The following is a 2015-nucleotide window of genomic DNA, read 5'->3' as shown; positions in this document are numbered from 1 at the left end:
GAACCATGCGCCGGCGAGTGTTTGTCCGTCGGGGGCGTTGGCCGCGAGATTGTTGCTGGCCAGCGCGATGTGGCGCACATCGATGCCGGCCGATGTGGTCATCAGGCGCCATGCTGCCGTGGCGGATGATGTGACCGTGAGTCCGTTGGCGGTCACGGTGTCGGCGAGTGGCTGGCCGAAGGGCGGGGTGGGATCTGTGTACATCCCGCGTTCGCGCGTGACATCGGCCGCCGACGCGATCACCCAACGCGACGGGCTCCACTGCGCGGTGACACCACCGTTCAGGCGCGAGAACTGCTGGCGACCCGACAGCGATGGCTGCACGATCGTGCCGGCCATGCCGCGATCGGTGCTGCCATAGGTGCCGCGCACCGTGAACTGGCGATGTCCCACTTCGAGGCCGGCACTACCCACCACCTGTGTGGTGGTCGCATCGGCGTTGAGGCGATCGGCGCGCCCGCCACCGCGGACAGCTGGTATGGGATAAGAGAAATCACCCTGCACCGACCGATGATCCACGCCCAGCGATGCAGAGCGTGTACCATTGGCGCGGTGCACCGAAGTGCCCAGCGTACCGGCCACACCCAATTCGCCGAGTGCGCCACCGCGTACGAGCGCCGAACGTTCATGGCGTGAACGCCGCGTGACGATCTCGATCACGCCGGCCATGGCGCGTGGGCCGTAGCGGGCCGACTGCGCGCCGGTGAGGACGGTGACCCGCTCGATGTTCTCGAGCGGAATGGTGGACAGGTCAGCCGACCCGGAGATGGCGGAGTTGAGCGGCACGCCGTCCAGCAGGATGAGTACCTGGTTGGACGATGAGCCACGAATGGACACGCGGGCCGGCTGACCGGGGCCACCGGAACGGGTGATGACCACGCCCGGTGTGGTCTGCAGCAGGTCGCCCAGATCGCGCTGGCCGGATGCCTCGATGGTTGCGCGCGTGAAGGTGGTGGCGTTGGGCGCGATGGAGTCGCGCTGCGCTGCCACCACCATGCGTTCCAGCACCGGGGCCATTGCTTGCAGTACCACATCGAGCTGGGTCACGCGCGCATTCTGCACGGTCACATCGAGCGCGCGCTCGACGAATCCCAGCGCGCGAACACGCACCACATAGGCACGTGGTTCGAGACTGCGAACGAGATAGGTGCCGTCGGCATTGGTGCGAGCGCTGGTGCTCACGCCTTCCATCTCGATGCGTGCGTCGGCCACCGGGCGACCCGTACCGGCTTCCGTGATCCGTCCACGCACTTCGCCGGACACCTGCGCGCGCAATTCGTGCACAGGCGCCAATAGCACGGCTGTGACGGCGCAGAGCAGTGGGAGGCTGAGTCTCATGTGATGCCGCCCGTCACCGGGGATCCACCGCGCGGCACGACCTGCGGTGCACCATCCCGATGCCATTCGATGTCCACCGGCCACTCGTATACCTCGGCCACGCGCTCGGCCGTCAACACCTCGGCTGCCGTTCCGGTCGCGACGATGGCACCGTCGCGCAGCAACACCATGCGATCGGCATAGCGCGCCGCGAGGTTCAGGTTGTGCGTCACCAGCACCACGGTCACACCGCCATCGCGCAAACGACGCACCTGCTCGAACATCGCCATCTCATGGCGGATGTCGAGATAGGTGGTGGGTTCGTCGAGCACGATCACGCGTGTTTCCTGTGCCAGGGCGCGGGCCACACGCACACGCTGGCGTTCACCGCCCGACAGAGTCGGCACCCAACGGTCCGCGAACTGCTGCACGTCGCACTGCAACATGGCCCGGTCGATGGCCTGCACATCTTCCGTACGTTCGCGCTGCCATGCACCCAGATGCGCGTAGCGACCCATGGCCACGGTGTCGCGCACCGTGAAGAGCGGTTCCACTTCGCCTTGTGGCACCACGCCAATCTCCCGCGCCAGTTGCTGCCGCGGCCAGGCCCGCATCTCTTGGCCACGAAAGCGCACCTGTCCCTCACCGGGACGTTCCACGCCGAGCAGCAACTGCATGAGCGTGCTCTTGCCCGCGCC

2 protein-coding genes are annotated in these 2015 nt (G+C 67.0%); both read right to left on the bottom strand.

All coding sequences use genetic code 11. The features are described 5' to 3' along the window. On the bottom strand, positions 1-1338 hold a 1338-nt coding region (locus VGE27_RS13620; protein ID WP_331050217.1), incomplete at its 3' end, for a TonB-dependent receptor. After that, positions 1335-2015 (bottom strand): ABC transporter ATP-binding protein (locus VGE27_RS13615; protein WP_331050216.1); only part of this gene is annotated, 681 nt, incomplete at its 5' end. The genes VGE27_RS13615 and VGE27_RS13620, both read right to left, overlap by 4 nt.

It is taken from the genome of Gemmatimonas sp. (genome assembly GCF_036405635.1).
Lineage (GTDB): Bacteria > Gemmatimonadota > Gemmatimonadetes > Gemmatimonadales > Gemmatimonadaceae > Gemmatimonas.
The sequence above is the reverse complement of the archived record's forward strand: the minus strand, read 5'-3'. Positions and strand labels throughout refer to the sequence as shown.